At 66.2% G+C, this 23130-nt stretch carries 23 protein-coding genes and 1 other RNA gene; 7 read left to right on the forward strand and 17 right to left on the reverse strand.

Features of this window, described 5'->3' with window-relative positions; genetic code table 11:
• Positions 1-8: 8 nt before the first annotated feature.
• Positions 9-413 (forward strand): SufE family protein, encoded by a 405-nt coding sequence (locus tag ASE50_RS12875; protein ID WP_056401055.1) that lies wholly within the window; start codon positions 9-11, stop codon positions 411-413.
• 84 nt (positions 414-497) lie between these two features.
• On the forward strand, positions 498-1487 hold the full coding sequence (locus tag ASE50_RS12880; protein ID WP_056401057.1) for a hypothetical protein: 990 nt from the start codon (positions 498-500) through the stop codon (positions 1485-1487).
• On the opposite strand, the gene ASE50_RS12885 is transcribed toward ASE50_RS12880, so the two are convergent.
• From ASE50_RS12885 to ASE50_RS12930, 11 genes are all read right to left on the reverse strand, one after another.
• Positions 1464-1769: a (2Fe-2S) ferredoxin domain-containing protein gene (locus ASE50_RS12885; RefSeq protein ID WP_235512331.1), complete on the reverse strand. Its 306-nt coding sequence runs from the start codon at positions 1767-1769 to the stop codon at positions 1464-1466. The genes ASE50_RS12880 and ASE50_RS12885 overlap by 24 nt on opposite strands.
• Positions 1770-1779: 10 nt before the next feature.
• Positions 1780-2316, reverse strand: coding sequence for a J domain-containing protein (locus ASE50_RS12890; RefSeq protein WP_056401062.1), 537 nt, complete (start codon positions 2314-2316; stop codon positions 1780-1782).
• 51 nt (positions 2317-2367) lie between these two features.
• Positions 2368-2768: RNase P RNA component class A (gene rnpB / locus ASE50_RS13550), an RNA gene on the reverse strand.
• 33 nt (positions 2769-2801) lie between these two features.
• Positions 2802-3485, reverse strand: coding sequence for an N-acetylmuramoyl-L-alanine amidase (locus ASE50_RS12895; protein ID WP_056401065.1), 684 nt, complete (start codon positions 3483-3485; stop codon positions 2802-2804).
• 67 nt (positions 3486-3552) lie between these two features.
• Positions 3553-4389, reverse strand: a complete 837-nt coding sequence (locus ASE50_RS12900; protein ID WP_056401067.1) for a CheR family methyltransferase — start codon at positions 4387-4389, stop codon at positions 3553-3555.
• Entirely contained in the window at positions 4386-5432 is a 1047-nt protein-coding gene (locus ASE50_RS12905) for a chemotaxis protein CheB (protein ID WP_235512333.1), read from the reverse strand. Before ASE50_RS12905 ends, ASE50_RS12900 begins: the two co-directional genes overlap by 4 nt.
• Before the next feature lie 19 nt (positions 5433-5451).
• On the reverse strand, positions 5452-5817 hold the full coding sequence (locus ASE50_RS12910) for a response regulator (protein WP_056401071.1): 366 nt from the start codon (positions 5815-5817) through the stop codon (positions 5452-5454).
• A gap of 61 nt (positions 5818-5878) precedes the next feature.
• A complete protein-coding gene (locus tag ASE50_RS12915) occupies positions 5879-6319 on the reverse strand; it encodes a chemotaxis protein CheW (RefSeq protein ID WP_056401073.1) in 441 nt (146 codons plus the stop codon).
• Positions 6316-8661 (reverse strand): chemotaxis protein CheA, encoded by a 2346-nt coding sequence (locus ASE50_RS12920; RefSeq protein WP_056401076.1) that lies wholly within the window; start codon positions 8659-8661, stop codon positions 6316-6318. The genes ASE50_RS12915 and ASE50_RS12920 overlap by 4 nt, the downstream gene beginning before the upstream one ends.
• Before the next feature lie 137 nt (positions 8662-8798).
• Positions 8799-9437 carry a histidine phosphotransferase family protein gene (locus ASE50_RS12925; protein WP_056401079.1) on the reverse strand — a complete coding sequence of 213 codons (639 nt, stop codon included), beginning with the start codon at positions 9435-9437 and terminating at the stop codon, positions 8799-8801.
• The gene (locus ASE50_RS12930) at positions 9434-9928 is read right to left on the reverse strand and encodes a M67 family metallopeptidase (protein WP_082439018.1); all 495 of its coding nucleotides are present in this window, start codon (positions 9926-9928) and stop codon (positions 9434-9436) included. Before ASE50_RS12930 ends, ASE50_RS12925 begins: the two co-directional genes overlap by 4 nt.
• Before the next feature lie 17 nt (positions 9929-9945).
• On the opposite strand from ASE50_RS12930, the gene ASE50_RS12935 reads away from it, so the two are divergent.
• The 3 genes from ASE50_RS12935 to mtgA all read left to right on the forward strand — a co-directional run bounded on the left by ASE50_RS12935 (position 9946) and on the right by mtgA (position 12920).
• Positions 9946-10899 carry an RluA family pseudouridine synthase gene (locus ASE50_RS12935; protein WP_056401084.1) on the forward strand — a complete coding sequence of 318 codons (954 nt, stop codon included), beginning with the start codon at positions 9946-9948 and terminating at the stop codon, positions 10897-10899.
• Positions 10900-10951: 52 nt separating this feature from the next.
• Positions 10952-11857 (forward strand): RNA polymerase sigma factor RpoH, encoded by a 906-nt coding sequence (rpoH, locus tag ASE50_RS12940; RefSeq protein WP_055994898.1) that lies wholly within the window; start codon positions 10952-10954, stop codon positions 11855-11857.
• A gap of 328 nt (positions 11858-12185) precedes the next feature.
• Positions 12186-12920, forward strand: coding sequence for a monofunctional biosynthetic peptidoglycan transglycosylase (gene mtgA, locus ASE50_RS12950; RefSeq protein WP_082439009.1), 735 nt, complete (start codon positions 12186-12188; stop codon positions 12918-12920).
• Positions 12921-13032: 112 nt separating this feature from the next.
• Here the strand turns inward: mtgA and ASE50_RS12955 are convergent, their stop codons facing one another.
• The 6 genes from ASE50_RS12955 to ASE50_RS12975 form a co-directional block, all read right to left on the reverse strand.
• Positions 13033-13281 carry a lipase chaperone gene (locus ASE50_RS12955; protein WP_056401435.1) on the reverse strand — a complete coding sequence of 83 codons (249 nt, stop codon included), beginning with the start codon at positions 13279-13281 and terminating at the stop codon, positions 13033-13035.
• 74 nt (positions 13282-13355) lie between these two features.
• Complete coding sequence (locus ASE50_RS12960) at positions 13356-13679, reverse strand: YbaB/EbfC family nucleoid-associated protein (protein ID WP_056401092.1); 324 nt, start codon at positions 13677-13679, stop codon at positions 13356-13358.
• On the reverse strand, positions 13676-15319 hold the full coding sequence (locus tag ASE50_RS12965; protein WP_056401095.1) for a DNA polymerase III subunit gamma/tau: 1644 nt from the start codon (positions 15317-15319) through the stop codon (positions 13676-13678). The genes ASE50_RS12960 and ASE50_RS12965 overlap by 4 nt, the downstream gene beginning before the upstream one ends.
• 75 nt (positions 15320-15394) lie before the next feature.
• Positions 15395-15844, reverse strand: a complete 450-nt coding sequence (locus ASE50_RS18815) for a hypothetical protein (RefSeq protein ID WP_156347459.1) — start codon at positions 15842-15844, stop codon at positions 15395-15397.
• Positions 15845-15886: 42 nt separating this feature from the next.
• Positions 15887-17743, reverse strand: a complete 1857-nt coding sequence (locus ASE50_RS12970; RefSeq protein WP_056401099.1) for an ABC-F family ATP-binding cassette domain-containing protein — start codon at positions 17741-17743, stop codon at positions 15887-15889.
• 280 nt (positions 17744-18023) lie between these two features.
• Positions 18024-19712 (reverse strand): class I adenylate-forming enzyme family protein, encoded by a 1689-nt coding sequence (locus tag ASE50_RS12975; RefSeq protein ID WP_056401438.1) that lies wholly within the window; start codon positions 19710-19712, stop codon positions 18024-18026.
• A gap of 215 nt (positions 19713-19927) precedes the next feature.
• Here ASE50_RS12975 and ASE50_RS12980 point away from each other — a divergent pair, with 215 nt between their 5' ends.
• Both ASE50_RS12980 and ASE50_RS12985 read left to right on the forward strand, forming a co-directional pair.
• The gene (locus ASE50_RS12980; protein WP_156347460.1) at positions 19928-21952 is read left to right on the forward strand and encodes a 3-hydroxyacyl-CoA dehydrogenase NAD-binding domain-containing protein; all 2025 of its coding nucleotides are present in this window, start codon (positions 19928-19930) and stop codon (positions 21950-21952) included.
• The gene (locus ASE50_RS12985; protein WP_056401103.1) at positions 21949-23127 is read left to right on the forward strand and encodes an acyl-CoA dehydrogenase family protein; all 1179 of its coding nucleotides are present in this window, start codon (positions 21949-21951) and stop codon (positions 23125-23127) included. Before ASE50_RS12980 ends, ASE50_RS12985 begins: the two co-directional genes overlap by 4 nt.
• The last annotated feature ends 3 nt before the right edge of the window (positions 23128-23130 follow it).

Genomic DNA, 23130 nt, shown 5'->3' on the forward strand with positions numbered 1-23130 from the left:
GCGGCGTCATGCAGAGCATCGACGATATCCGCGAAGAATATGAATTCCTAGACGGCGACGACCGCTACCGGTTGCTGATCGACCTGGGTCGGCAACTGGAGCCGATGCCCGATCCCCTCAAGACCGATGCGACGCTGGTGCGCGGTTGTTCGGCATCGGTCTGGGTATATCCGCAGCAACAGGCCAACGGCACGCTCCACTTCCTCGCCGACAGCAACGCTGCGATCACCAAGGGGATCATCGCACTGGTGCTGGCGACCGTGCAGGATCGCGAAGCACCAACGATCCTGTCCACCGATATCGACGCGACCCTCGCCCCGTTCGACCTGCGCAACCAGTTGAGTTCGAACCGGACGCAGGGGATACCGAACATGATCGCGCTGATCCGGGAGACGGCGGCGCGGCTGGCGTGACGCGACTGGCGGCCGGTGCCGCCTTTCGTTAGCATCGCGCCGAACGCCGACAGAACCGGCAAGTCCGGGGGGAGTGCCGTTGGCATGAAGCACGTGCGATGGATAAACCCTCTGCTGTTCGCCGGACTGGTCGCCGTACCCTTGCCCGGACAGACCCCTGCTCCGCCTGACGCGACTGCCGATGACGAGATCGTCGTCATCGCCCGCAAGCTGCGCAAGGTGCGGCTGAACTACGCGACGCGCGGGCAATGGGTGACGAAATGCGAAGCCGAGGTGTCGAGTGGCGATCCCCGCATCGACCGGATCATGTGCGCGATCGTGAAGGCCTGCGTTCGCGAGGGCAATCGCGAGGTGAAGGAAACGCAAGCCTGCGTCGCCGGCCGGATCGACCAACTGGTCGACGGCGTACCTGCCCCGGTTGGCGTTGCCGCTGCACCGCCGCCCCCGGACCTGCCGCCTGTAGCGCAAAGCACTGCGCCGATGTCGAACAGCGGGGGGTCGGATATCGTCGTCCGCGGTGCGCCGGCCGATATCGTCGTGGTGGGTAATATCCCCTCGCTGCGTGGCGGCCTGTGGCAGTTCCGGCGCAGCGCGACGCTCGCCCTCGCCGGCGGCGGCGGCGCGCGCCCGGTACGGTTTACCCAGTGCTTGCCCGACGGCACGATCGAAGCGACGCTGCGGCGCGCTGCAGGGGAAGGCAACATGATGACCGGCCTTCTCGCCGGGGCGCAGTGCGGGCGGCTGCGGACGAAGATGGCCAACGGCCGCATCGATGCGTCGCGCTCGTGCATCAATGCCCGGACCCAGCGCCGGCTGGAAATGACCGGTCGCTACGATAAACGACAGCTGACGCTGAACTATGTCATCGAACAGGATCAGGACGGCCCGGAACGTGGCGGGGGCGCGGGCTGGAACCCCGCGAGACAGGTCGGCTATCGCTGGCAGGTCAGCGCCACCCGGATCGGCGAATGTCCGGTCAAGGAACGGCGCGACGAGGTGAACATGAACGAGGCGATCCTCGCGCTGTTCTCCGAATACGGCCCGAGCGACTCAGGCGCCCTGATCGAGCCCTAACCGAGCCGCCACCGCGTCCAGATCATCGCCCGGCCGCACCAGCAGCCAGTCCCCCGGCCGTTCGCTGTCGACAACGACCACCGCGCCCTTGGGACACACGTCGAGGCACTTCACCTCGACCACGCCCGCCGCGGCCTTCGGACCGTTCTTCAGCTTCAGATGCTTGCGCAATGCCTTCGCCAGCGGTTTGCCACCGTCACCGAAGCCACCGTCCAGCTTCTTCGAACATTTGGCGCAGACCAGCACGGCCTTGTCCCAGCGCGACCGGACGCCGGTCCTCACGCGAGCGCCCTCACGCCGGTTTCCAGTTCCGCCGTTCCTCGGCGGTCCGCAGCACGTCATAGGCCGCCTGGATCGCGTGGAATTTCTTCGCTGCCTCGGCATCGCCGGGCCGGACATCGGGGTGGTTCACCTTGGCCAGCTTGCGCCATGCCAGCCGGATCGTGTCGAAATCGGCGTCGGGATCGCATTCGAGGACGTCGAGCGCGCGCATTTCGTCGCGCGAACGCGTGCCATCGCCCGACCCGGCCCAGGCATTCGATGCCGATGCCGCATAGCCGTTGGCGGTGCGGCGTTCGTCCGCTTCCCGCGCCTTGGCCTCTTCCTCGTTCAGCCCTTCGAAGTAATTCCAGCCCTTGTTATATTCGGCCGCGTGCGCTTCGCAGAAATACCAGCGATCGGGGCTGTTGGGCGATTTGGGCGCGGGGCATTTGCCGGGTTCGGTGCAGCCATGGCGATCGCACAGCTTCACCGTCTGGGCCTCGCGGCCCTCGCTGTACCCCCGCCAGCGGGGAAAGCCCCAGTCGTTCGATCGCGTATATCTTGCCATTGTTGTCGAAATAAGCCGCCATGCGCCCCACGCAACCCATTGCCGCGCGCGAATGTCAGAGGGTCTGTAAGCCGGGTTCTGTCCACCTGCATGAAACAGGATAGGCGACCATTCCTCTTGGACGACGCTTGCGCGCCGTCTCCAGCAACCAACCCGGGCAGCGGGCCGGAACATGCCCCGAAGCGCTTGCGCGCTTCATGCCGCCCCTATTCGGTCTTGCTCCCGGTGGGGTTTGCCATGCCGCTGCTGTTACCAGCCGCGCGGTGCGCTCTTACCGCACCCTTTCACCGTAACCCGGCCGAAGCCAAAGGCCGTCTGCTCTCTGTGGCACTGTCCCTGAACCCCCGGCCGAAGCCGAAAGCCCGCCGGGCGTTACCCGGCACCGTCGTTTCCGTGGAGCCCGGACTTTCCTCGGCACGCATGACACGTGACGCGGCCGCCCGACCCTCTGACGCGCCTGCTCCTAGCGGACGGAGCGCGCCGGTTCAATCGTCGCCTTGCGGCTTGGGCAGCAACAGCGCCAGCAACAGCATGCGACATTCGCCATCGGCGATGCCGTCGATCATTTCGGGCCGGAAGCGCCGCTGGAACGCGGTGATCGCCGCATGCCGGTCGGACACGTCATATCCAAAGCGTTCGAGTGCCAGCAGGAACCCGGCATCGCTCCATCCCGGGTCCATCAGATTGCGGGTCGGCCGGGGCAGCGCGAGGCGCAGGCGGGCGAGCAGGTTCCACGGGAACAGCTCGCCCGGGTCCTGCTTGCGCGCCGGAGCGATATCCGAATGGCCGACGACATTGCCGCGCGTGATCTGGTGCCGGTCCTTGATGTCATGGACCAGCGGGATCAGCGCATCGATCTGCGCCTCCGGAAAACTACGATAGCCGAATTCGTGACCGGGATTGACCAGTTCGATGCCGATTGATGCGCTGTTGACGTCGGTGACCCCGCGCCAGTGCGACTTGCCGGCATGCCATGCGCGCTTGTCCTCGGCGACCAGCCGGTGGATCGTGCCGTCTTCATCGATGACGTAATGCGCCGACACTTCGGCCTGTGGATCGGTCAGCCGCGCGATCGCCGACGCCGCGTCGGCCATGCCCGTATAATGCAGCACCAGCATGGTGACGGGCAGCAAGCGTTCGCCGAAGTTCGGCGACGGCGTCTCGATCATCTGCACGCGACTCTTTCCCCTCACGCCACTGCGTCCCGATTGCGGCGGGACGCGGGGAAAGGCAAGGTCAGTGCGCCGCCGGCCGGTACAGTCCGCGATAACGCTCCGACGGCACCAGCGCGTCGGTATGGCCAATCACCGTCTCGCCCGCGCCCAGCACGAGCAACGCGCCGGGGCGCATGACGCCGGCGATCCGGTTGAGCACCTGCCCCCGCATCGCCGGCGAGAGATACATCAGCACGTTGCGACACAGCACGATATCGAATTTGCCCCCCGGCATCGGATCGGCGATCAGGTTCTGCTGCCCGTACAGCAGGCGGAACCGCAGTTCGGCCTTCGCTTCCCACAGGTCGTCGCGCGGTTCGAACCACTGCATCATCCGCCGGATCGGCAGCCCGCGCTGGATCTCGAACTGAGTATAACGGGCCTCGCGCGCGCGCATCAGGGCGCGCAGCGAAATGTCGGTCGCCCGGATTTCCGGCAGCTGGATCCCCGTCCGCTCGCTCGCCTCGGCGAACAGCATCGCCATCGACAACGGCTCCTGCCCGGTGGAGCACGCCGCCGACCAGACCCGCAGCCGGCGCGGAGCATCGGCGACCATGTCGATCGCCGCCTGCACGACCGTGTCGAGCGTCGCCGCGTCGCGAAAGAAGGACGTTTCCTGATTGAGCAGCGCATCGACGACCAGATCGGCCAGCCCGCCCTCGTTCGATCCCCGGCCGTTGATCCGCGCCACCAGTTCGTCGAGCGTGGTCAGCCCGCGTTCGCGCAGCATCGGCTGCAGCGCGCTGTCGATCCGCCATGCGCGCCCGGCGTCGAGCTGCTGCCCGGTCCGCTGTTCGAGCAGCGCGACGATCGCGTTGGCGGCGGAGCCGAGCGGCCCGGCGGGGCGCGGCGCGGTCATGCCGGCCGCCGCCGGCGCGCGACGAACGCCCCCAGTTGCGCCGGGGTACCGATCGTGTTGGCCAGCCCCGCCTCGGCCACCGCCCCCGGCATTCCCCATACGACCGAACTCGCCTGATCCTGCACCGCGACGATCCCCCCTGCCGCCCGGATATTCGCGGCGCCCCGCGCACCGTCGCGACCCATGCCCGACAGGACGATCGCCAACGCGCGTGCGCCATATACCTGCGCCACCGAATCGAACATCGGATCGACCGACGGCATGCATCCGCTGATCGACGGCGACCGGTCGAGCCGGGTCGCGGCACCTTCGCTGGTCGGCACCACCCGGATATGCGCGTCGCCGGGTGCGACGATCAGCCGCCCGCGCTGGATGCGCAGGCTGTCGCGCGCGACATCCACCGGACGCCGCGCCAGCCCGGCCAGCTGCTGCGCGAAATAGTCGGTGAACGTTCCCGGCAGATGCTGGGTGACCAGGATCGGCAGGTCGAGATCGGGCGGGATCGCCGCCAGCAGCGGGGCCAGCGCGTGGATACCGCCGGTCGACGCGCCGATCGCTATGATGTCGAACGCATCGCTGCGGCGGGTGGCACCGGTGCCGGTTCCCCGCGGTACCGTCCGCATTACCCGTTCGATCAGCGCCGCCAGCCTCGTCCCAAACCCGCCGGCCAGCGGCGACGATTCGGGCTTGGCCAGCGTCGCCGCCGCCCCCAGCGACAGCGCGTGGCACGCCGCCGGCGACCCGTCGGCGCAATCGCCCGACAGGACGATGACCCGCACCCCCGGTGCCGCCGCCATCAGGTCGGGCAGGCCCGACAGGCCATCGATGCCGGGCAGGTTGATGTCGAGGAGGATCAGATCGGCAGGTTGTGCCGCCAGGCTGCCGGTCGCCTGTGCGATGCCCCCGACCGCGGCGACGACCCGGTGGCCGGGCATCGCATCGACGATCCGGGCCAGCACCGCCCGGGTGACCGCCGAATCGTCGACGATCAGGATCCGGACGACCGTTCCGTCGGCTGCGGTAGGGGTGAACGGCGCGTTCACGGGCTGTATTCGGATCGGATCAGGCGACGCCGACGATCTGCAGCTTGCTTTCCAGCGTCTCGCGATCGAACGGCTTCATCACATATTCGTCGGCCCCGGCCTCGATCGCGGCGCGGATATAGGCCATGCCGTTCTCGGTCGTGCAGAACACGACCTTGGGCTGCATGCCGCCCTCGCTCTGGCGCAACGCGCGCAGGAAATCCATGCCGCTCATCACGGGCATGTTCCAGTCGAGCAGGATCACGTCGGGCTGCGCCTTGGCACATTGGTCGAGCGCCTCGCGGCCGTCCCCTGCCTCGCGCACCTCGAACTGGAGCGTTTCGAGAATGTGCCGGGCGACCTTGCGGATCACCTTCGAATCATCGACGACCAGGCAACTCTTCATCACGATACCCCATCTTGATACGCCCGGGTGTACCCCGTGCGCGTAACCACCGCGTTAATGCTCACGCCGCCGCGCGTCCCGCATCGGCCGCACGGGCGACGATGGCGGGCAGGTCGAGGATCAGGACGGCACGCCCGTCCTGTTCGATCAGGCCGTTAGCGATCGCCGCCCAGCCCGCCCCCGGCAACAGCCCGGCGGACAGGGGTTTCGGCACGAAACGATGCGCATCGTCCAGCGTATCGACCAGCAACGCGTAATGATGCCCGTCGACCTGCGTAACTACCGCGCGCCGCCGTTTCGCCGGGGGTGGCACGGGATCGATCACGATCGCGGTATCGATCACTGTCACCACCCGGCTGCGCAGCGCCGCCAGTCCTCGCACCGCGGGCGCGGTGCGCGCGACCGACGTGATCTCGCCGATATCGACCACCGATTCGACATGGTCGGACCGGATCGCGACATCCTGTCCGACGATGGTGGCCAGCAGGAACAATTCACTCACGCATATCCTCCCGCCGCCATGCGCAGCGCGCGCAGCACGCCTTCGCGATCGTATCGATAGATGCTGCCGTCGCCGATATCGGCAGGCGACGCGCGCAGCCGCACGACCGGCACGTCGGCGGCGGGGGCCGGCACCGCGATATCGGCCTGCGCTAGGACCAGCGTCGGCCGCTCGCCCGCATCGACCCGCTCGACGATCTGATATCCGGCCTGCTCCAGCATCGGCCGGAGGAACGCCCGCATCCATCCGCTGCCGCCATCCGCCAACAGGCACGTCGGCCGGCTGCGTGCGATCAGCGCCGACGCCGCCTCGCGCACATGGCGTTCGAACAGCCACAGCGGATCGACCTGTTCGATCTGCTCGCCGTCGAGCAACACGATCCCGGCGATCGGACCCGGCACGTCTCCGACCGGGGCCAGTTCGGGCAGCATCACGATATCGACGGCATCGACGATCGCATAGGCGACCTCCATCACCCCGTCGGTCAGGCGCAGTACGGTCGTCACCCGGCCGATCGCCGTCAGATCGCTCGCCTCGGCCGGCACAATCCGCCCGTCGATCGCCAGCCGGATGCGCCCGGCACTTTGCTGGAGCGATCCGGCACGGATACGTTCGATCCGGTCGATCACCGCCAGCGGAATGACCCGCTGCCGCCCGTCCAGATCGTTGAACAGCAGCGCGGTGACCCGGTCGTCGACCTCCGCCGCTTCCTCCGCCTCGATCTCCAGATCCATGGCGTCGGCAAAGCTCAGCCCGGCCGCCTGCGCCACCCCGGCGCAATCGAGCATCAGCATCGGCCGCCCGGTGTCGGGCAGCGTCTGTCCGGCATACAGCCCCGTCGCCATCACCGCCGGCGCGGCGGGCTTGACCACCAGTTCCTCGGTATCGAGCACTTCGTCGACCGCGATCGCGAAGTCGCCCGCGCCGATCGTCACCACCACCAGCATCTTGGGTGCCGCGGGCGTGTCGGCCGCGACGCCGATGACGTCGCACAGGTCGACGACCGGGATACGCCGGTCGCGGATGCGGGCGATCCGGTTGTCGCCCAACTGGTCGACGCGGATATTGGCGGCGCGTTCGTTGACGATCTCGCCGATCGTCTGGCGCGAAACGGCGAAGCGATGGCTGCCCGCCCGCACCACGATCGTCGACACGATCGACAGCGTCAGCGGTACCTGTACCGCGATGCGCAGCCCCCGCCCCGGCTTGTTGTCCAGCGTGATCCGCCCGCCGATCTGGTCGATCGCGGCGCGCACCACGTCCATGCCGACGCCGCGCCCCGAAATCTCGGTCGCGGTATCGCGCGACGACAGGCCCGGCGCGAAGACCAGTTCGCACCGCTGCCGATCGGTCATCTTGCGCAGGTCCGCCTCGCTGCGCTGCCCGCTCGCCGCCAGTTTCGTCATCAACCGTTCGGTGTCGATGCCGCGTCCGTCGTCAATGACCTCGATGACGATCTGGTTGCCCGATTGCCGTGCGGAGATATGCAGCCGTCCGCTTTCGCGCTTGCCGATCGCGCGGCGTTCGGCGGGCTGTTCGATGCCGTGGTCGATGGCATTGCGCACGATATGGACCAGCGGGTCGCGCATGACCTCGATCATTTCGCGGTCCAGCTCGACGTCGCTGCCATCGACGGTCAGCATCACCGCCTTGCCCACCGCCGCCGCCGTATCGCGCACGATGCGCGGCAGGGGCGAGAACAGCGTTTCGATCTTCTGCATCCGCGTCCGCGTCACCGCGTCGCGCATATCGGCCACCGAACTCGACAGCCGGTCCAGCGCCGCCTCGACCGCCGGGTCGAGCGCGATATCGCGCAACCGCCGGACCAGCTCGTTGCGGACCAGCACCATGTCCGACATGCCGCTCATCATCCGGTCGAGCAGATCGACGTTCAGCCGCACGCTGCGCAGCGGTGCCCGGCCCGCCGCCATCGCCGCCGCCGCCACCGGCGTCGCCGCCGCGATCGGGTTGCCGATCTTCGGCGAAAGCGCGGCGATCAGTTCGTCCTCGCCCTCGTCGGTCAGCGGCAGTCCGGCATCGATCGCCTCGACCAGTTCGCCGATCCGGTCGACGATCGCCAGCACCGCATCGACCAGCCCGCTATCGGGTCGTCGCTTGCCGTCGCGCACGCCGCACAGCGCGTCCTCGGCAGCATGGCTGAGGCGCGACAGGCGCGGCAGGTCGAGGAAGCCGCAGCTGCCCTTCACCGTGTGGACGAAGCGGAAAATGGCGTCCAGCCGGGCGCGATCGTCGGGCGCGGCTTCCCACGCGACGATCTCCGACGACAACGCTTCCAGCGTCTCGCGGGTCTCGGCAATGAATTCCTGTAACAGATCGTCCATGCGGCCCCGCCCGGTTATGGACACGACCATGGCGGCAGGCAGGTTAAGAAGCCGTTAGTGAAGCGATGGCGGTACGGATCGGGTGGTCTAGCCTCCCGAATACACGCGGGTGTCGAAACCCGCGCGGCATCCGAACTCTATCGGCCGGCGAACGAAGCTCCGAACAGCAGCACCGGCGAGTCGGTCGGCGATACCTGCAACGTCCCGCCACCCTGTTCGACCAGTTCGCGCGCCAGACACGCCGCCGCCGCCCGCGGCGTCATCATCGCCGCATCGCCCAGCAATGCGCCGCGCAGTTCGGCGTCGAGCACGATCCGTGGCCCGTCCCCGCGCACCGCGATGTCGATGCCGGTCGCGGTGACCTCCGCCCCGACGTCCAGCTGCCCGCCTCGTACCAGCGCGTCGCCCGCGATCAGCGCGAGGTTCAGCAACACCTTCACCGCCGGCTTGGGCAGCGACGGTGCCTCGATCATCCAGCCGAGCTTCACCTTGTGCTGGTCGCCGAACAATCCTTCCAGCGCCGCCCGCGCCTCGCGCGTGTCGATCGAATCGCCGAACCCGCCGGCCGCGCCAAAGGCGAGGCGAAAGAATTTCAGCTTGTTCGCCGATGCCCGCGCGCTGTCGGTCAGCAGTTCCAGACAGCGGGCACGCATATCGGGATCGGTCTCGTCCGCCAGCAGTTCGAGGCCGTTGTTGAGCGCACCGACCGGGCTGAGCAGATCGTGGCACAATCGCGAACACATCAGGCTGGCGAAGTCGGCTGGGCTGATGTTCAAAGCGGCGATCCCTGCGCAGCCGCGAACGTCATCGTCCGGCTGCTGGCGTCCATGTGCACCGCCCCGCAATTTTTTTCAACGTGGCCGGCATGGCGGACGTCGAAGGAAACCGGGTCGAATCGGCCATGGCGTTCACCGTTCGCGACCGCCCGCCACAGCCGGGCGGTACCACGGCCGAGGATGAGCCACAGCCGCCCGTCCGCCGCCGCCTGCACCGCGTCGGTCGGCGACGGATCGGCGCTGCCGACCGGATGCGAATGATACCAGCCGAGCACCGCCGCTCCGCCCGCTCGGGCGTCGCGATAGGCCTTGAGCAGGGTCGCGGGATCGATCTCGAAATGGCGGGCAGGATCGGCGGCGACGTTGCGGGCCGGTTCGGCCGCCTCGACGCGCGCGTCCGTGCCCCGCAGCAACCCGCAAATCTCCTCCGCGCTCGCCGCCGCCTCGACCAGCAACCGCCGGATCGTTTCGCTTGTAAAACTTGGCCTCATGCCCATCTTTGTAGGCAATGGACCGGGGGGTTTCCACGATAGAGGCGCGCATCACCGATGCCGCGCACGGGCTTCGGATCGACAAGGCACTGGCCGAAGTCGTGCCCGATCTGTCGCGCGAACGGGTCAAGGCGCTGATGGCGGCGGGCCATGTCGCCGGTCCCGACGGTCCGGTCTCCGATGGCAAGCGCAAGGTTGTGGCGGGACAGCAGTTCGTCATCACGCTGCCGCCGGCGGTCCCGCTCGATACGGTGGCGCAGGATATTCCGCTGGTCGTCGCCTATGAGGACGACCATCTGATCGTCATCGACAAGCCCGCCGGGCTGGTCGTGCATCCGGCCGCCGGCAATCTCGACGGCACCTTGGTCAACGCGCTGCTGCATCATTGCGCGGGCAATCTGTCAGGGATCGGCGGCGTCGCGCGGCCCGGCATCGTCCACCGCATCGACAAGGATACGTCCGGGCTGCTGGTCGTCGCCAAGCACGACGTCGCGCATGAGGGGCTGGCACGACAGTTCAAGGATCACAGTATCGACCGCCGCTATCTGGCGATCGCGGCGGGACGGGTGCTGACGTCGGCGGGCACCGTCGACGCGCCGCTTGCGCGATCCCCCAATGATCGCAAGAAGATGGCGATCGTCCGTTCGCCCATCGCCAAGCATGCTGTGACCCACTGGCGCAAGCTGCGCCAGTTGCGCGACGCATCGCTGATCGAATGCCGGCTGGAAACGGGCCGCACGCATCAGGTGCGGGTGCACATGGCATCGATCGGCCATCCGCTGCTCGGCGACCCGGTCTATGCGGGGCGGCGGCCGGCGTTGCGCGCCGAACTCGAACGGCTCGATTTCCGGCGACAGGCGTTGCACGCGGCACATCTGGGGTTCATCCATCCCGTGACAAGCAACGCTTTGGCGTTCGATAGCGACCTTCCGGCAGACATGCAGGAACTGTTGGATCATCTTCACGTATAGATTACGGTGATGCCGCAATGCGGCGTGGCCCACGACAAAGGGAGTTTTGACGATGGCAACTGGCAGCAACGTCCCGGCGACGATTCCGGCGCTCGGCGGCGAGGCGAGCCTCAACCGCTATCTCTCCGAAATCCGCAAGTTTCCGATCCTCGCGCCCGAGCAGGAATATATGCTCGCCAAGCGGTTTCAGGAACATGGCGATCCGGAGGCGGCGGCGCAGCTCGTCACCTCACACCTGCGTCTCGTCGCCAAGATCGCGATGGGCTATCGCGGCTATGGCCTCCCCGTCAGCGAACTGATTTCCGAAGGGAATATCGGGCTGATGCAGGGCGTGAAGAAATTCGAACCCGATCGCGGCTTCCGCCTCGCCACCTATGCGATGTGGTGGATCCGCGCGTCGATCCAGGAATTCATCCTGCGGTCGTGGTCCCTCGTGAAGATGGGCACCACCGCCGCGCAGAAGAAGCTGTTCTTCAACCTGCGCCGGATGAAGTCGAAGCTGGATGCGTTCGAGGACGGCGATCTCAGCCCCGAGCATCTCGCCAAGATCGCGACCGATCTCGGCGTGACCGAGGACGAGGTGACGTCGATGAACCGCCGCATGGCGATGGGCGGCGACACGTCGCTCAACGTCCCTATGCGCGAGGATGGTGAGAGCCAGTGGCAGGACTGGCTGGCCGATGACGGCCCCTTGCAGGACTCGGTCGTCGCCGAGGCGCAGGAGGCCGATGTCCGTCACGGCATGCTGGTCGAGGCGATGGACGACCTCAACGACCGCGAAAAGCACATCCTGACCGAACGCCGCCTGACCGACGATCCCAAGACGCTGGAAGAACTGAGCCAGGTGTACGGCGTCAGCCGCGAACGCGTCCGCCAGATCGAGGTCCGCGCCTTCGAAAAACTGCAAAAGGCGATGATGCGTCTCGCCGGAGACCGCCGGATGCTGGCCGCTGTCTGACGCGACGGGGGGCGAACCAAACCGCTCCCCTACTCGTCACCCAGCGCCCCCAATCGTCATCCCGGCATCCCCAATCGTCATCCCGGCACCCCCAATCGTCATCCCGGCGAAGGCCGGGATTCATAACCCATGCCGTCAACAGCTCCTGCCGCAACGCCGACGTCACGACCCGGCCGCCCAAAATCGCTCCTGCGAAAACTGGGCCACCAAACGCCCCCCCTCCCCCGCCAAGCGTAAGATCACCCCGCACCGGCAGAACGCCCCCTTCAACAACAGAAGACGGGCGATCCCCTTGCCCAAACACGCCACACCATCGTAGCGAGCCACTATGGCCGCCCGCACCACCCAACGCTCCCGCCCCAAACCTGCGACAGCCCCCCGCGGCGTAGGCCGACGCCTGATCGGCTGGACGATCAAGGCCCTGCTCGGCTTCATCCTGCTGTCGGTGCTGTGGGTGCTGCTGCTACGCTTCGTCCCGCCGCCGATCACGCTGACCATGCTCGGTGACGTACCGACCGGACACGGCGTCACCAAATCATGGCGCAGCCTGTCGAGCATCGACGCCGACATGCCCCGCGCGGTGATCGCCGCCGAAGACAGTCGCTTCTGCGGCCATAACGGGTTCGATTATGCCGCCATCGCCAACGCCGCCCGCCGCAACGCGCAGGGCGGCCGCATTCGTGGTGGCTCGACGATCAGCCAGCAGACCGCCAAGAACGTGTTCCTCTGGCAGGGCGGCGGCTATTTCCGCAAAGCGATGGAAGCCTATTTCACCGTGCTGATCGAGGCGCTGTGGGGCAAGCGGCGGATCATGGAAGTCTATCTCAACGTCGCCGAAACCGGGATCGGCACCTACGGCATCGAGGCTGGCGCACAGCGTTACTTCAAGCACGGCGCAGCGAAACTCTCGGGTCGCGAAGCCGCACAGATCGCCGCCGTGCTGCCCCTGCCCAAAAAGCGCGCCGGCATCGCGCCGACCGGTTTCACCGGCCGCTACGCCCGCACGATCGAACGCCGCATCGGCATCGTCCGCCGCGAACGGCTGGACCGCTGTCTCAACTGAATAAAGTCGTTAGGGTTGTCGCCCCGGAATTGATCCGGGGCCCGCTCCTCGTAACGGAGAATAGAAGCGGGATACTGGATCAAGTCCTGGGTGACGAAGAGGACACAGCGTATTACTTCGTCGCCCGTTCGACCGCGTCCCCGGCCTTGTCCGCCGCCGACCCCACGCTCTTTGCCGCACCTGCAACGGCATCGGTCCGGACATTGTCGTTGTTGGCGTTGTTCAGCAGGAAATAGGCACCGACGATCACCGCGATCAGCACGGCAAGACCGATCAACAGCCCGCCGCCCGATCCGCGCCGTTCGATGATCGTCGTGTGCGGCGCACCGTTGGTGGTGGTTTCGATACGATCGGGTTGCATGGTCATCCTCCCTACAAATTCGATCGCTCGAAAACCACCGGGCCAACCGCTTGTTCCAGTAGCGTTCCGATCGATCAGAACGGCAGCTTGAACCCCGGCGGCAGCGGCAGGCCGCTGGTCAGCTTCGACATCTCGGTCGAACTCGCCGCATCCGCCTTTGCCCGCGCATCGTTGAACGCGGCGACGATCAGGTCTTCGAGCATCTGCTTTTCCGACGGCTGCAACAGCGAGTCATCGATATCGACGCCCAGGATGCGCCCCTTCGCCGACGCGCGAACCTTGACCAGCCCGCCGCCCGATTGTCCGTCTACCTCGATCGTATCGAGGTTCGCCTGTGCCTTGGTCAGCTCGCTCTGCACGTTCTGCGCCATGGCCATGATGTCGTCCAGATTCTTCATCGCGCGATACTCCCGTCGCTGCGTTGCCAATGATCGAGGGTGGCGTCCGGAAACGCCGCCAGTGCCGCCTGTACCAGCGGCGATTTGAGGACCTGTTCGCGTTCCGATTCCGCCTTGGCCGTTTCCTGTTCGCGAAGCGTTGGCGCGCCCGCCCCCTCACCGATCAGAACGCGCCAATGGCTGCCGGTGATCCCTTTGAGCGCATTCTCCAGATCGCGAGCGAAATCGGCGGGCAAGGGCCGCGATCCGCTCAGTTCGATCAGGTTCGGCTCCAGCCGGATCATCCGCGCGCAATTGCGGAACTGCGCCTCCAGTGAGTGCCGCCCATGTTTCGACAACAGGTTCGCGACCTGCTCCATCGTTTCGGGCACCGGATCGACCGCGACCTCTGCAACGGCCGGTGCAACCGGCGCAGCGGTAGCGGGCGCCATCGCCGGCACCTGCCCCGCCGCCAACTGCTTCGCCAGCGTCCCGGGATCGGGCAGCGACGATGCATGGACGATGCGCAGCAACGCCATCTCGCACGCCTCGATCGGCAGTGCCGCGCGCGACACTTCCTCGTGGCCCTTCAACAACAACTGCCACAACCGGTGCAGCATTGGAAACGACAGTGCGCTCCACGCATCGAACGCGGCGCGTTCCTCGGCGGACTGGCCCGGCCCGCGATCGCCACCGACCTTGACGATCGTCACCGCATGGACGGTTTCGAGTAACGTTCGCAGCACCGACGCCGGATCGACGCCCAGATCATATTGCGCGCGCAGCGCCCGTAGCGCCCCCGCCGCATCGGCCTTCAGCAACAAGTCGAACAGCCCCCGGATCGCCCCGCGATCGGACAGGCCCAGCATCTGCCGCACGGCATCGGCACGTACGCCTTCACCCTCCAACCCGCCATGCGCGATCGCCTGATCGAGGATCGACAGCCCGTCGCGCGCCGACCCTTCTGCCGCGCGAGCGATCAGTTGCAGCGCTTCCGGCTCGGCCTCGACGCCCTCCGCCTCGACGACCTTCGCGAAATGCCCGGCCAGCAGGTCGGCCGGAATCCGCCGCAAGTCGAAGCGCTGGCAGCGCGACAGCACCGTCACCGGCACCTTATGCACCTCGGTCGTCGCCAACAGGAATTTGACGTGCGCGGGCGGCTCTTCCAGCGTCTTCAGCAACGCGTTGAACGCCGGCGTCGACATCATGTGCACTTCGTCGATGATGTAGATCTTGAAGCGCGCCGACACCGCCGCATAGCGCACCGCCTCGGTCATCTCGCGCACGCTGTCGACGCCGTTGTTCGATGCGGCGTCGATCTCGATCACGTCGATATGCCGCCCCTCGGCGATCGCCCGGCACGGCTCGCACACCCCGCACGGATCGATGGTCGGGCCGCCCTGACCATCCGGCCCGATGCAGTTCAGCGCCTTGGCGATCAGCCGCGCGGTCGACGTCTTGCCGACCCCGCGCACGCCGGTCAGCAGAAACGCATGCGCCAGCCGCCCGCGCTTGATCGCGTTGCCCAGCGTCGTGACCATCGCATCCTGCCCGATCAACTGGCTGAACGTCTGCGGCCGATATTTCCGCGCGAGCACGCGGTACGGCTGCGCGGACTGCGGCTGTTCGGGGATGTCGAGGGCGAGGAGGGAGTCGGACATTACGGCTGTCTTAGCGGGTGGTGGCGGCGGTGTCGCCTGTCATACCGGTAGCACTCACAGAGTGACGCGTACTGGTCAGATAACGTCGTCGCGCTTCTGCATCGGTCGTAGTCGACCAATTTTTCGAGCCTGACGATGCGGAAGTCGAAGTTCAAAATACCGGAGTTGCGCTTTTGCTTCCGTGTCTCCTGCTCTCACAGCCCGCCGAAGCCAAGTTCGGTATCCGTTCAGATCGCCTCGGTTGAAGTAACTGACCGCGAGATTCTGCGCTGCGCGCGTGTCACCCTTGACGTAAGCGCGGCGATAAAGGCCGACTGCGCTGAAGGCGTCGGCTGCGGTACCCATGCCTTCGAAACTAGCGTAATATGAAAACCAATCGGCCAATTCGATCATGGCCCCCGGGTAACCGCGTAGCGCCAAATGCCACATGATCGGCATCCACAACCCACGATGACCTTCATAGCGGATCGCTAAGGCGCGAAGGTAAAGCCGGTCCAATGGTGTGTCGTCTGTGACATACTCCATAGCCTGACTTCTTTCCCACCCAATTCGAAGGGCACAAACCCTCTAAGCCGCCAAAGCCTCCAACGCCTCGTTCGCCTCCATCCACTTCATCTCCGCCACCTCGATCTCGGTATCGAGGCTCGCGCGGCGCTTCATCAACTGCGCCATGGTCAGCTTCGCCAGCGCCGGGGTAGCCTTCCCCGCCATCGCCGCGTCCAGCGCGTCGCGCTGCTCGGTCAACCGCGCCAGATCGCGTTCGATCGCCTGCGCATCCTTCTTGAGCACCTGCGCCTTTTCGCGCGCTTCGGCGGCGGCCTTGCGGTCGTCCTTCTTGTTGGCCTTCTTCGCCTTTTCCTTCGCCGAATTGCCGAGGATCAGCGCGATGTAATCGTCGATCGTCCCGTCGAATTCCTTCGCGGTCCCTTCATCGACCAGCACCAGCCGGTCGGCGGTCGCCTCCAGCATATGCCGGTCGTGGCTGACCAGCAGCACGCAGCCGGTATAGGCGTTGAGCGCCTGCACCAGCGCCTCGCGCGCATCGACGTCGAGGTGGTTGGTCGGTTCGTCGAGGATCAGCATGTGCGGCGCATCGCGGGTAATCAGCGCCAGTGCCAGCCGCGCGCGCTCGCCGCCCGACAGCTTGCCGACCAGCGTGATCGCCTTGTCGCCCGAAAAGCCGAACCGCCCGAGTTGCGCCCGCACCGCGGCAGGCGAAGCACCCTTCATCTGGCGCGTCATGTGTTCCAGCGGCGTGTCGTCGGTGCTCAGTTCCTCGACCTGATACTGGGTGAAGTAGCCGACCTTCATCTTGCCGGCGGCGTTCATGTCGCCGTCCATCGGGGCCAGCTGCGCCGCCAGCAGCCGCGCCAGCGTCGTCTTACCGTTGCCGTTGCGCCCGAGCAGCGCGATCCGGTCCTCGGGGTCGATCCGCAAATTCAACCGCTTGAGGATCGGCGTGTCGCTATAGCCGACGCTCGCCATGTCGAGCGTGATCAGCGGTGGGCGCAGTTCGTCGGGGGCCGGAAAATCGAAGGTCAGCGACGGATCTTCGGCCACCGCCGCGATCGGCTTCATCTTCGCCAGGATCTTCATCCGCGACTGCGCCTGCTTCGCGGTGGAAGCACGGGCGGAATTCTTTGCCACATATTCCTGGAGCTTGGCGCGCTGCGTCGCTTGGTTCGCACGGGCCGATTCGATCTGGGCCAACCGTTCGGCACGCTGCTTCTCGAACGCGTCATAGCCGCCCGGATACAGCGTGATCTTGCCCTGATGCAGGTGCAGGATATGGTCGACGACATTGTTCAGGAAATCGCGTTCGTGGCTGACGACGACGATCGTCGCCCGATATCCTTTCAGGAAATCCTCCAGCCACATCACCGCTTCGAGGTCGAGGTGGTTCGACGGCTCGTCGAGCAGCAGCACGTCGGGCTGGCTGAACAACAACGCCGCAAGCGCGACGCGCATCCGCCAGCCGCCTGAATAACTTTCCAGCGGTCGCTGCTGCATCTCTTCGTCGAAGCCGAGGCCGACAAGGATGCGCGCCGCCCGCGCCGGTGCGCCATAGGCGTCGATCGCCAGCAACCGTTCGTGAATGTCGCCCAGCCGGTCGGGATCGGTCACCGTCTCGGCATCGTGCATCAGCCGCGCGCGCTCGACATCGGCCTCCAGCACCGTCTCGAACGGCGTCGCCTGTCCGGCGGGTGCTTCCTGCGCGACATAGCCAAGCCGCGATCCGCGCGGCATTTCGGCGGTGCCGTTATCGGGTTCCAGCTGCCCGGCGATCACGCGCACGAGCGTCGACTTGCCGGCACCGTTGCGGCCGATCAGCCCGACGCGGCTACCCGGCGGCAGCGCCGCGCTGGCATTGTCGAGGATCGTCCGCCCGCCAAGGCGCACCGTGATACCGTTCAGATTGAGCATGGCGCGGCGCGTAGCATTTTTTGCCGCGTTTGCGAAGAGCGGCGCGAAACGGCTTTCCTACACAGCTATCTCGCGGCAGGCTCGGCGTTTGTTGAGTGCCCAACACCTACCCCACCCGTCACCCCGGGCTTGCCCCGGGGCCCCGCTTCTTCTCATGGCTGGCCATAAAAGCGGGACCCCGGATCAAGTCCGGGGTAACGGCACACGAAACGCAAGTTGCAACCCACTCGCAACAACCACACCGAAAACCCCGCAAGTGTGACCTTCGTGACCTTTGCCGCTAACTCCCTGCGAACATTGCCCGCAATTCGTCCTTCATGATCTTCCCATTGGCATTGCGTGGCAGCACCGTGTCGGAGAACCGCACAGCGACCGGCACCTTGAACGCCGCCAGCCGGGCACGGACGAACGCCCGTAACTCCTCCTCGCCCGCCACACCGCCCGGACATAGATGGACGACCGCGACCGGCACTTCGCCCAGCACCCGGTCGGGCATCCCGACGAGCGCCGCATCGGTCACCGCCGGGTGCGCGTACAACACGTCCTCGACCTCGATCGAATAGATGTTCTCGCCGCCGCGAATGATGATGTCCTTGGCGCGGTCGACGATGAAGCAGAACCCTTCCTCGTCCAGCCGCGCCAGATCGCCGGTCCGGACCCATCCGTCGACGAACGTCTCCGCCGTCGCCTCAGGGCAGTTCCAGTAGCCCTTCACGATCATCGGACCGCGTGCCCACAGTTCGCCGACCTCGCCCACCGGCAATTCGCCGCTGCCGTCGGAGCCCATGATCTTCAGATCGGCGACCGGCACCGGCGGGCCGCAGCTGGTCGGCCGGTTCAGATAATCCTCGGCGCTGTGCTGCGTGACCGTCGCCATCGTCTCGGTCATGCCCCAGCCATTGCCGGGCATCGCCCCGAACACCTCGTAGATCCGCCGCACCAGATCGGGCGCGGACGGCGCGCCGCCATATTGGATGATCTCCAGCGACGAGAGGTCATATTGCGCGCGGTCGGGATGTTCCAGCAGCTGCCATGCGATCGTCGGCACGCCGCCCGTCATCTGCACCCGCTCCCGCTCGATCAACGCCAGCGCCTGCGCGGGGTCCCATTTGCGCATCAGCACCAGCGTCGTTCCGCTCGCCATTGCCCCCATCAGCGACGCACTGCACGCCGTCACGTGGAAGAACGGGATGACCAGCAACCCGACCTTGGGTTGTGGCACCGCCGGCGGCACCTCGCCCCGGCGCAACTGCGCCCGCGCGGCGATATAGGCGCTCGAAAAGACATTGGTGACGAGGTTGCGGTGCGTGCCCAGCGCGCCCTTGGGCTTGCCGGTCGTCCCGCTGGTGTAGAAGATCGTCGCGTCATCATCGGGCGCGATCGCCACCTCGGGCAAAGCGACCTCGGGCAACGACGCATAGTCCGCGCAACTGCCGATGATGTCCTCCAGCGCCCGCGCCGGTGCCGAGAGCGGCGCCCGCGCCCGCGCCACGATCACTGTTTCCAGCGTCGGCAGCGCCGCATAGTCGCCATCCATCCGGTCGTGCCGCTGCCGATCGACGATCAGCATCTTGGCCCCCGAATCGCGTACGCCGAACGCGAGTTCCTGCGGCGTCCACCATGCGTTCAGCGGCACACAGATCGCACCGATCGCCACGATCGCAAAAAAGGCGACGGGCCATTCGGGCATGTTTCGCATCGCCAGCGCGACCCGGTCGCCCTTGCCGATCCCACTGTCCTGCAAATGCCTCGCCAACGTCGCGATGGCACGAAACTGCGCATCGAACGTGACGCGCTGATCCTCGTGGATCGTCGCCAGCCGATCGCCATGACTGCGGGAAAAAGCGACCAGTTGCGCAAGGTTCGCCGGCGCATTCTTCCAGATGCGCGTCGGAATACCCCGGATCGTCTCGGTCGCCATTTCGAACGGTGCGCCGGGGGCGGTCAGCGCCGCCTGTACCTGCGCCATCGATAGGCGCGGCCAATCCGCCCCGATGGAAATCGTCGCTTCGCCTGCCTGCAAGACACCGCTCCCGTTCGCCGACCCTAGAATATCGGGTTTGCCCGATCGGTCGCTTTCATACAGGTTGTTATTGATTACTGTTCCGGCAAAGGCAATAGAATGCGCCGAACGCTCGCCGGTTTAGAAATACCGGTATGGCAGAAGCTGGAGAAGGGCCGAACATGTCCGTACACACCGAACGTCATGGCGACATCCTGGTGGCGATGTCCGACAACCCGCCGGTCAACGCGCTGTCGGCCTCGGTTCGGCTGGGGCTGAAGGCGGCGATCGAAGAAGCTGCGGCCGACGACTCGGTCCGCGCGATCGTCATCGCCTGCGCCGGAAAGACCTTTTTCGCCGGGGCCGACATTACCGAATTCACCAAGCCGCCGGTCGAACCGCTGCTGCCGCAACTGGTCGACATGATCGAGGCGTCGGACAAGCCGGTCGTCGCCGCGATCCATGGCACGGCGCTCGGTGGCGGCTGCGAGGTCGCGATCGGCAGCCATTACCGCATCGCCGTCCCCAGCGCGAAGCTCGGCACGCCCGAGGTGAAGCTCGGCCTGCTCCCCGGTGCCGGCGGCACGCAACGCCTGCCGCGCCTCGCCGGTGTCGCGGTCGCGCTCGAACTGGTCGCTAAGGGCGATCCTATCCCGGCCAGCAAGGCGAAAGACGCCGGCATCGTCGACCGCCTCGCCACCGAAGGCAATCTGCTGGAGGAAGCCATCGCCTTCGCCCGCGAGGTCGCCGACCTCCGCCCCCTGCCCCGCACATCCAAAAAGTCGGCATCGCCCGACCCGCAAGCCGTCGCCGCTTTCGAAAAGGCGAACGCCCGCCGCTTCCGCGGCTACGAAGCCCCCGCCGCCAACATCGCCTGCGTGGTCAAGGCCAGCGAAACCCCCTTTGCCGAGGGGATCGAGTTCGAGCGGCAGCAATTCATGAAGCTGATGTTCTCCGTCCAGTCAGCCGCACAGCGGCACATCTTCTTCGCCGAGCGCAAGGCATCGAAGATCGACGGCATCGCCGACGACATCGCGCTGCGCCCGATCCAGCGCGTCGGCGTGATCGGCGCGGGGACGATGGGCGGCGGCATTGCCATGAACTTCCTGTCGGTGGGCGTGCCCGTAACCATCGTCGAGATGCAGCAGGACGCGCTCGACCGCGGCGTCGGCATCATCCGCAAGAATTACGAGGCGACCGCCGCCAAGGGCCGGATGAAGCCCGAACAGGTCGAGCAGGCAATGGGCCTGCTGACCCCCACGCTGTCGATGGACGACCTTGCCGAAGTCGATCTGGTGATCGAGGCGGTGTATGAGGAAATGTCGGTCAAGCAGGACATTTTCGGCAAGCTCGACGCCATTTGTAAACCCGGCGCGATCCTCGCGTCGAACACCAGCTATCTCGACGTCAACGTCATCGCCGCTGCGACCAAGCGGCCGCAGGACGTGCTCGGCCTGCACTTTTTCTCGCCCGCCAACATCATGAAGCTGCTGGAAATCGTGCGCGGTGACGCGACCGCCGACGATGTGCTGGCCACCGCGATGGCGCTGTCGAAGAAGATCCGCAAGGTCGCGGTGGTGGCTGGCGTCTGCCACGGTTTCATCGGCAACCGGATGCTCGAACCGCGTCAGGTCGAGGCGATGAAGCTGCTGATGGAAGGTGCGACCCCCGAACAGGTCGACCGCGTCCATGTCGAATTCGGCATGCCGATGGGGCCGTTCCAGATGGCCGACCTGGCCGGCGTCGATATCGGCTGGCACCGCGACCCCAGCCGGATCGAGAATATCCGCGATGCGCTCGCCGCCGAGGGTCGCTGGGGTCAGAAAAAGGGCGCGGGCTTCTACGATTACGACGACAAGCGGCAGGCATCGAACAGCGCCCGCGTCGCCGAGATCATCGACGACTTCCGTACCAAGACCAATACCCCGCAGCGCGAGATCACCGACGAGGAGATCGTCGAACGGACCCTTTATCCGATCGTCAACGAAGGCGCGAAAATCCTGTCGGAAGGCAAGGCACAGCGCGCGTCCGATATCGATGTCGTCTGGATCTATGGCTATGGCTGGCCGCCCTATCGCGGCGGGCCGATGTTCTGGGCCGATATCGAAGGCGCCAAGAAGATCGTCGCGGGCCTCGAAAAGCACGGCTTCGACGTCGCGCCGCTGCTGCGCGAAAAGGCAGAGACCGGCGGGCGGTTCAACAAGTGACCGACCTGGCCGCGTTCCGCGCCGACACCCGCGCATGGCTGGCGGCGAATTGTCCGCCATCGATGCGCGAACCGGTCCGTTCCGACAAGGACGTGACGTGGGGCGGTCGCAATCCAACCTATGCCAATCCCGATCAGAAGCTGTGGCTGGACCGGATGGCGGAGCGCGGCTGGACGGTACCCGACTGGCCGACCGCCTATGGCGGCGGCGGCCTGTCGCCGGCGGAAGCGAAGATATTGCGCGAAGAAATGGCGGCAATAGGCGCACGCAATCCGCTCTATTCCTTCGGTATTTCGATGCTTGGCCCCGCCCTGCTGAAATACGGGACCGAGGAACAGAAGCAGACGCATCTCCCGAAGATCGCGCGTGGGGAAATCCGCTGGTGTCAGGGCTATAGCGAACCCGGCGCCGGTTCCGACCTCGCCGGGCTGCAAACCAGCGCGGTTGCCGACGGCGACGACTTCATCGTCAACGGGCAAAAGGTGTGGACCAGCTATGCCGACAAGGCCGACTGGATCTTCTGCCTCGTCCGCACCGACCGTTCGACCAAGCAGGGCGGGATCAGTTTCCTGCTGTTCGACATGGCATCGCCCGGCATCACCACCCGTCCGATCAAGCTGATTTCGGGCAACTCGCCCTTCTGCGAAACCTTTTTCGACGATGTCCGCGTGCCGAAGGCCAATCTGGTCGGCGACCTGAACAAGGGCTGGGACGTGGCCAAATATCTGCTCGGCCATGAGCGGGAGATGATTTCGGGGATGGGCGGCACCGGCAACGGCCCATTGATCGCAAAGGCGATCGAGACGATCGGCACCGACGATGCCGGCCGTTTGGCCGACCCGATGCTGCGATCCGCCATCGCGACCTTCGACGTCCGGGCTCGCGCCTTTACCGCGATGTCGGAACGCTTCCGCGACGAACTGAAGGCCGGTCGCGCGCATCCCGCACAGCCGAGCATGATGAAATATGTCGGGACCGAGTTGAACAAGACCCGCCACGAACTGCTGATGGCATCGGGCGGATCGGACGCGCTCGAATGGGAAAGTGCCGACAGCGATCATGGTGCGGCGGCGCGCGCATGGCTGCGGACCAAGGCGAACTCGATCGAGGGCGGCACGTCCGAAATCCAGCTCAACATCATCGCGCGCCGCATCCTCGACCTGCCGCTGCAATAACTG

The organism is Sphingomonas sp. Leaf5, assembly GCF_001421155.1.
Classification (GTDB): domain Bacteria; phylum Pseudomonadota; class Alphaproteobacteria; order Sphingomonadales; family Sphingomonadaceae; genus Sphingomonas.

Coding starts and splice junctions, on each gene's coding strand:
- ASE50_RS12875 (WP_056401055.1), top strand. CDS start 9: ATGCAGAGCATCGACGATATCCGCGAAGAATATGAATTCCTAGACGGC.
- ASE50_RS12880 (WP_056401057.1), top strand. CDS start 498: ATGAAGCACGTGCGATGGATAAACCCTCTGCTGTTCGCCGGACTGGTC.
- ASE50_RS12890 (WP_056401062.1), bottom strand. CDS start 2,316: ATGGCAAGATATACGCGATCGAACGACTGGGGCTTTCCCCGCTGGCGG.
- ASE50_RS12895 (WP_056401065.1), bottom strand. CDS start 3,485: ATGATCGAGACGCCGTCGCCGAACTTCGGCGAACGCTTGCTGCCCGTC.
- ASE50_RS12900 (WP_056401067.1), bottom strand. CDS start 4,389: ATGACCGCGCCGCGCCCCGCCGGGCCGCTCGGCTCCGCCGCCAACGCG.
- ASE50_RS12910 (WP_056401071.1), bottom strand. CDS start 5,817: ATGAAGAGTTGCCTGGTCGTCGATGATTCGAAGGTGATCCGCAAGGTC.
- ASE50_RS12920 (WP_056401076.1), bottom strand. CDS start 8,661: ATGGACGATCTGTTACAGGAATTCATTGCCGAGACCCGCGAGACGCTG.
- ASE50_RS12930 (WP_082439018.1), bottom strand. CDS start 9,928: ATGAGGCCAAGTTTTACAAGCGAAACGATCCGGCGGTTGCTGGTCGAG.
- ASE50_RS12935 (WP_056401084.1), top strand. CDS start 9,946: ATGGACCGGGGGGTTTCCACGATAGAGGCGCGCATCACCGATGCCGCG.
- rpoH (WP_055994898.1), top strand. CDS start 10,952: ATGGCAACTGGCAGCAACGTCCCGGCGACGATTCCGGCGCTCGGCGGC.
- mtgA (WP_082439009.1), top strand. CDS start 12,186: ATGGCCGCCCGCACCACCCAACGCTCCCGCCCCAAACCTGCGACAGCC.
- ASE50_RS12955 (WP_056401435.1), bottom strand. CDS start 13,281: ATGCAACCCGATCGTATCGAAACCACCACCAACGGTGCGCCGCACACG.
- ASE50_RS12960 (WP_056401092.1), bottom strand. CDS start 13,679: ATGAAGAATCTGGACGACATCATGGCCATGGCGCAGAACGTGCAGAGC.
- ASE50_RS12965 (WP_056401095.1), bottom strand. CDS start 15,319: ATGTCCGACTCCCTCCTCGCCCTCGACATCCCCGAACAGCCGCAGTCC.
- ASE50_RS18815 (WP_156347459.1), bottom strand. CDS start 15,844: ATGGAGTATGTCACAGACGACACACCATTGGACCGGCTTTACCTTCGC.
- ASE50_RS12970 (WP_056401099.1), bottom strand. CDS start 17,743: ATGCTCAATCTGAACGGTATCACGGTGCGCCTTGGCGGGCGGACGATC.
- ASE50_RS12975 (WP_056401438.1), bottom strand. CDS start 19,712: ATGGCGCAGGTACAGGCGGCGCTGACCGCCCCCGGCGCACCGTTCGAA.
- ASE50_RS12980 (WP_156347460.1), top strand. CDS start 19,928: ATGTCCGTACACACCGAACGTCATGGCGACATCCTGGTGGCGATGTCC.